Source organism: Tepidimonas charontis, from assembly GCF_007556685.1.
Taxonomy (GTDB): domain Bacteria; phylum Pseudomonadota; class Gammaproteobacteria; order Burkholderiales; family Burkholderiaceae_C; genus Tepidimonas; species Tepidimonas charontis.
In genome coordinates, this window is sequence record NZ_VJON01000070.1 from 1 (window position 1) to 5,942 (window position 5,942).

Sequence of the window (5,942 nt, forward strand, 5' to 3'; positions counted from 1 at the left end):
CCCTGACCCCGCCCCCTCCCCCACGCATCCGGCCTGCGTGCTGTGCTTCAACGCCAGCGACCCCACCGGCGCCGGCGGCTTGGCCGCCGATCTGACGGCGTTGGCCAGTGCCTCGTGCCACGGCCTGCCCATCACCACGGCGGTGTGGCTGCGCGATACGCGCCAGCTGCACGCCCACCACGCGCTCGACGCGGAGTGGATCGACGACCAGGCGCGCGCCGTGCTCGAGGACGTGCCCGTGGCGGCCATCAAAGTCGGGTTTGGCGGCAGTGCGGAAGGGCTGTCGGCCATCGGCACCATCCTCAGCGACTATGAGGAACTGCCCGTCGTCACCTATCTGCCCGAACTCGCCTGGTGCGCAGACGACGAGCGCGACGCCTATCTGGAGGCTTGCGAGGCCCTCATCCTGCCGCAAACCGACGTGTTGGTGGGCAACTACCATACCCTGGCACGTTGGCTGCTGCCCGACTGGGAGGACCCGCGTGCCCCGGGGCCGCGCGACATCGCACGCGCGGCGGCGCTGCACGGCGCCTCCTACACCTTGGTCACCGGCGTGCCGATCGACGACGACATCGAAACCCATCTGGCCTCGCCAGAGCAGATCATCGCCAGCGAGCGTGTCGAGCGCATCGACGCCACCTTCATTGGCGCCGGTGACACCCTATCGGCCGCGCTGGCTGCACTGCTGGCCCACGGCCTCGACATCGGACAAGCGGGCACGCAAGCGCTCGCCTATCTGGACGGCGCCTTGGCCAATGGCTTTCAGCCCGGTATGGGCCACGCCGTGCCCGACCGCCTATTCTGGGCCGAAGACGACACCGAGACGGCTGCCGCCGACGACACCGCCTGAACACACGCATCACCGCGGCGGCGCTAGCCCGCCCCCCGTGTCACCTCGTCGATCCCCTGACCCTTGCCCCGTTTTGCCATGACCGACCGCAACGCCGAGCTCTTCTCCCGTGCCCAAGCCGTCATTCCCGGCGGCGTCAACTCGCCCGTGCGCGCCTTCCGCGCCGTCGGCGGCGCGCCGCGCTTCATCGCCCGCGCCGCCGGCGCCTACCTGTGGGACGCCGACGGACAGCGCTACATCGACTACATCGGCTCGTGGGGCCCGATGATCTTGGGCCACGGCCACCCCGAGGTGCTGCAAGCGGTGCAAGCCGCCGCGCGCGAGGGGTTTTCGTTCGGTGCGCCCACCGAGCGCGAAATCGAGTTGGTCGAAGCCATCCTGCACTGGCTGCCCAGCCTGGAGATGGTGCGGCTGGTCAACTCCGGCACCGAAGCCGCGATGAGCACGATTCGCTTGGCGCGCGGTGTCACCGGTCGGCCCAAAATCATCAAGTTCGAGGGCTGCTACCATGGCCACGCCGATGCCTTGCTGGTCAAGGCCGGCTCCGGCTTGGCCACCTTCGGCCACCCCACCAGCGCTGGCGTGCCGCCCGAGGTGGTACAGCACACCCTGGTGCTGGAGTACAACAACATCGCCCAGCTCGAAGAAGCGTTCGCCGAGCACGGCGCGCAGATCGCGGCGCTGATGATCGAGCCGATTGCCGGCAATATGAACTTCGTGCGCGCCAGCGTGCCCTTCATGCGCCGCTGCCGTGAGCTGTGCTCGCAGCACGGCGCGCTGCTGGTGTTCGATGAGGTGATGACGGGCTTTCGCGTCGCCTTGGGCGGTGCGCAGAGCCTGTATGCGCAGCACATTCCGGGCTTTGCCCCCGACATGACCGTGCTGGGCAAGGTCATCGGCGGTGGCATGCCGCTGGCGGCGTTCGGCGGCAAGCGCGCCGTGATGGAGCAACTGGCGCCGCTCGGGCCGGTGTACCAGGCCGGCACGCTGTCGGGCAATCCGGTGGCCACCGCCTGCGGCTTGGCCACGCTGCGCTGCATTCAGCAACCCGGCTTCTTCGAGGCACTGGCCGCACGGACCCGTGCCTTGGTGCAGGGTCTGAAGACCGAAGCCGACCGCGCGGGCATACCCTTCAGTGTGGACAGTGAAGGCGGCATGTTCGGCTTCTTCCTGCTGCCCGAGCTGCCGCGCAATTACACCCAGGTCATGGCCAGTGACGCGGCGCGCTTTGCCCACTTCTTTCATGGCATGCTGCAGCGTGGCGTGTACTTCGCCCCTGCGTTGTACGAGGCGGGCTTCGTCAGCGCCGCGCACAGCGACGCCGATATCGAGGCGACGCTGGAGGCCGCACGCGCGGTGTTTGCGACGCTGTGACGCTGACCATGCTGCGCCGACGCGATTGTTTGCGCGGCCTGGTTGGCCTGCTCCCCATACCCGGCATCGTACCCGCGGCATCGGCCCGCCGGCGGCGCGGCCACCTGATTGCGGTGGGCGGCGCCGAGGACCGGGAGCGTGACCGCCTCATCCTGCGCCGCTTCATCGAACTCAGCGGCGGCCCGCTGGCACACGTGCTCGTTCTCACCGCTGCCAGCAGCGATCCGGACGGTGCCTGGCGCGGCTATGAAACGGTATTGGCGGAACTGGGCGCGCAGCATGTGGAGCCGATCGACTTTCGCTCGCCCGAGGAGGCGCACGATCCGCGCGCCATCGAGCGCGTGCTGTCCGCCGACGGTATATACATCAGCGGTGGCGATCAGCGCCGCTTGATGGCGGCGCTGTGGGACACGCCGGCGGCGCGTGCCTTGCACCAGGCCTTTCACCTACAGGGCTGCTGTATCGGCGGCACCAGTGCCGGCGCAGCAGCGCTGTCACGGCAAATGTTGGCCATCGGCGAGCCCGCCTTGCGCCCCTACCGCCACGCCGTCTCCCTGGACATCGGCCTGGGCCTGATCGCGAACGCCATCATCGACCAGCATTTCAACGAGCGGCGGCGCCTGGGGCGGCTGCTGTCGGCGCTGGCGATACGCCCCGATTTGCTGGGCGTGGGCATTGATGAGGATACGGCCCTGGTGATCGAGCGCGGCGCTGGCGTCGAGATCCTGGGCAGCGGCGCCGTGACCCTGATCGACGGACGACAGATGCGCGCCAACGCGCGCGAGGCCGACCCCGAGGAACCGCTGCAGATGCTCGACCTGCGCCTGCACCTGCTGCCGGCGGGCACCCGCTATCGGCTGCGCGAACCCGATGAGGACGCCCCCGCGCCTCCCCCCGCCCTGCGCCAAGCGCTGGAGCTGCTGGTGCAGCCCGGGCCGCTGCGGCTGTGACGTGGCCGGCGGCCACACGCACACCGCTTACCCATCAAGCTGTCGAGGGCATGGGTCGACATCGACCTATCCTCGACACAACGAGATCGCTCTTGGCCCGATCACCACACGCATGTACCCACCATGTAACAGAGATCCGTATACAGGCTGATCCGGCCGACCAACTTGACAGAGCGCGGTTGCTCTTGGGGTTCGGTGTACTCGTGGTGCGTCGCTTTGACCTGCCCCCTCCAGCCATACCAATCAGTTGGAGAGAGGCCCATGTCGTGTCCCTGCTGATTGGTAACACGTCTGTTCGGCGCTGCGCTGGATCTGGATCTCGACGCCGTTGGCGACCTCGAGGTGGAGATAGGCCTCGCCGAGCTTCGACACCTTGCCGAGCACGCCGCCGGCGGTGACGACTTCATCGCCCTTGGCCAAGGCTTCGATCATGGCCTTGTGCTCTTTCTGGCGCTTCATCTGCGGCCGGATCATGATGAAATAGAGCACCACGAACATCAACACCAGCGGCAACAGGCTCACCAGCGTCGATTCGGCGCCAGGTTGCGCGGCCGGCGCGGCTTGTGCGAATGCGTCGGAAATGAACACGCTTGAGTCTCCAGTAACGGACGATGGGGAACGTTCCATTGTATGCGTGCCCACCGGCCCGTCTGCATGGACCGCCGGCGCCCCGGCTGCGTGCCGGGTCAGGGCGGCGCCGTCCCGCCGCCCTGCTTGCCTCAGACGCGCTCGGCCGCCTCTTCAGGCGATCCCGGCGCCTTCGCGGCCCGCGGGGCGTCCGTCGGCGTCCCGGCGGGGGGCGTCGGCGCCCGTCGTCGCGGCGCCGGCATCCAGCCCCCAGTCCATCCAGTCGTCCCCGAACACCTCCACCGGGTGAGGCGTTCTGACGGTGCCGTTGCCGCACTTGAGAGCGTCGGAGGGGCAGTACTGGTCGCATCCCCAGCACACGCGCTCCGGGTGCAGCGGACGGATCGGAAATCGCTTGGCCATGAGTTCGAGGCGCGGATGGCAACGCGGGCCGGGCCCGCTCGGCGCGCCACCCGCCCACGATAGGGCCGACGACAGCCGCGACTCTGAGCCAGGTCAAACCGAGGCCGCGGCGACCCGTGGGGCTCAGTGCGGGGCCAGGTCTTCGCCCCCGCCGTTTACACCCGCAACACAAGAATTTGGAACGCCTGGTGGCCGATGTCGCTCAGGGCTTCTTCAACAGCCCGAGCAAGGCCAGGGCACTGAATGCAGCCCCCGCGTAGAAGGTGAACGATGCGCCGAGCCGGTCCCACAACAGACCGGCCACGACGCTCGCCACGAGCATGGCGAAACCACTGACCAGATTGAAGACCCCGAAGGCCGTGCCCCGCAGCTCGGCGGGCGCTGTATCGGCCACCATGGTGGCGAGCAGGCCCTGGGTCATTCCCATGTGGATGCCCCACAGCGCCACGCCGGCCAGCACCGTCGTCCAATGGCCGCCGAGTGCGAGCACGACGTCGGCCGCGATCAGCACGAGCAGTCCCAGGGCCAGCAGCACCTTGTGGTTCATGCGGTCGGACAACTGCCCGAAGGGATAGGCCGACGCAGCGTAGACGACGTTCATCGCCACCATCACCAACGGCACCAGCGCGACCGCGATGCCGCTCTGCTCGGCACGCAGCACCAGAAAGGCCTCGCTGAAACGGGCCAGCGTGAAGACCGCGCCCACGGCGACCACCCACCAGTACGCGCCGCCCAATCGCCGTAGGTTTTCGCGGCGAATGGGGTTGGTGCGCTTCTCACCGACATGGCGCGCGGGTTCGTCCACCCCCCATTGCAGGAGTGCGACGGCGAGCAGCCCTGGGATCACGGCAACCCAGAACACGGCCCGGAAATCGTTGGCCCACCACAGCATCAGGCCCACGGCCAAGAGCGGCCCTAGGACCGCCCCCACCGTGTCCAACGACTGCCGAAGGCCGAAGGCCGCACCACGCACTGCGGCCGGCGCGAGGTCTGCCACCAGGGCGTCGCGAGGCGCTCCCCGCACGCCCTTGCCCACGCGATCGAGCAGACGGGCCGCAAGCACGACGCCCGTCGTAGGCGCGACGGCGAACAGCGGCTTCGTCAACGCCCCCAAGGCGTAGCCGAACACCGCCAGCCCCTTGCGCTTGCCCAGGTAGTCGCTCAGCGCCCCCGAGAACACTTTGACGACCAGTGCCGTCGACTCCGCCAAGCCCTCGATCAGACCGACCGCGACGGCGCTCGCACCCAACGTGCCCACCATGAACAGCGGCAGGAGGCTGTGGATCATCTCGGAGGAGATGTCCATCAGCAGGCTGACGAAACCGAGGACCCACACGCCGGTGGGGAGCCTGGTCAGAGGACTCGCGTCTCGTGCCAACGTGGACTCTGCCGGAAGTGAGGGGCTAGGTGTCGTGTCCCGGCTGATTGGTAACACGTCTGTTGAACAGTTCGGGGTGTGATCGCTGCCATTGTTTCATGGCCGGGATAGGGCTGACATGCCCCAAGGCTTTCTGTGGCAGCTGGTGATTGTACGGCCAGACATACCGCAGGATGGTGGCCTCAAGTTCTTCGCCGCAATGGAAGTGATGGGTGCGCAGGATGTCGGCGATGCGCCCGTTGAAGCGTTCAACCATGCCGTTGGTCTGCGGGTGTTTTGGGCGGGTCAGGCGATGCTCAATGCCTAGCTCCTCGCAGAGCTGATCGAACTGATGCCTGCCGGTCGGCGTACGCTCTCCCCGTGTGATGAAGCGATCCGTGAATTTCTTGCCGTTGTCGGT

At 67.9% G+C, this 5,942-nt stretch carries 7 protein-coding genes; 3 read left to right on the forward strand and 4 right to left on the reverse strand.

The window, feature by feature from the left end; genetic code table 11:
- The 3 genes from thiD to Tchar_RS13065 form a co-directional block, all read left to right on the forward strand.
- On the forward strand, positions 1 to 850 hold an 850-nt coding region (thiD, locus tag Tchar_RS13055; RefSeq protein ID WP_144329425.1), incomplete at its 5' end, for a bifunctional hydroxymethylpyrimidine kinase/phosphomethylpyrimidine kinase.
- A gap of 78 nt (positions 851 to 928) precedes the next feature.
- Entirely contained in the window at positions 929 to 2,224 is a 1,296-nt protein-coding gene (gene hemL, locus Tchar_RS13060; RefSeq protein WP_144329426.1) for a glutamate-1-semialdehyde 2,1-aminomutase, read from the forward strand.
- Positions 2,221 to 3,174, forward strand: coding sequence for a cyanophycinase (locus Tchar_RS13065; RefSeq protein WP_236640471.1), 954 nt, complete (start codon positions 2,221 to 2,223; stop codon positions 3,172 to 3,174). Before hemL ends, Tchar_RS13065 begins: the two co-directional genes overlap by 4 nt.
- 243 nt (positions 3,175 to 3,417) lie before the next feature.
- On the opposite strand, the gene yajC is transcribed toward Tchar_RS13065, so the two are convergent.
- From yajC to Tchar_RS13085, 4 genes are all read right to left on the reverse strand, one after another.
- Positions 3,418 to 3,762, reverse strand: coding sequence for a preprotein translocase subunit YajC (gene yajC, locus Tchar_RS13070; protein WP_144329428.1), 345 nt, complete (start codon positions 3,760 to 3,762; stop codon positions 3,418 to 3,420).
- Between the two features lie 153 nt (positions 3,763 to 3,915).
- The gene (locus Tchar_RS13075) at positions 3,916 to 4,164 is read right to left on the reverse strand and encodes a DUF3079 domain-containing protein (protein ID WP_144329429.1); all 249 of its coding nucleotides are present in this window, start codon (positions 4,162 to 4,164) and stop codon (positions 3,916 to 3,918) included.
- A 202-nt stretch (positions 4,165 to 4,366) separates the two neighbouring features.
- A complete protein-coding gene (locus Tchar_RS13080) occupies positions 4,367 to 5,542 on the reverse strand; it encodes an MFS transporter (RefSeq protein WP_144329430.1) in 1,176 nt (391 codons plus the stop codon).
- 25 nt (positions 5,543 to 5,567) lie between these two features.
- Positions 5,568 to 5,942, reverse strand: a 375-nt coding sequence (locus Tchar_RS13085) for an integrase core domain-containing protein (RefSeq protein ID WP_144329431.1), incomplete at its 5' end; no start/stop codon positions are given.

Excerpts from the sequence above, each read along its gene's own strand:
- hemL (WP_144329426.1), top strand. The coding sequence starts at position 929 with ATGACCGACCGCAACGCCGAGCTCTTCTCCCGTGCCCAAGCCGTCATT.
- Tchar_RS13075 (WP_144329429.1), bottom strand. The coding sequence starts at position 4,164 with ATGGCCAAGCGATTTCCGATCCGTCCGCTGCACCCGGAGCGCGTGTGC.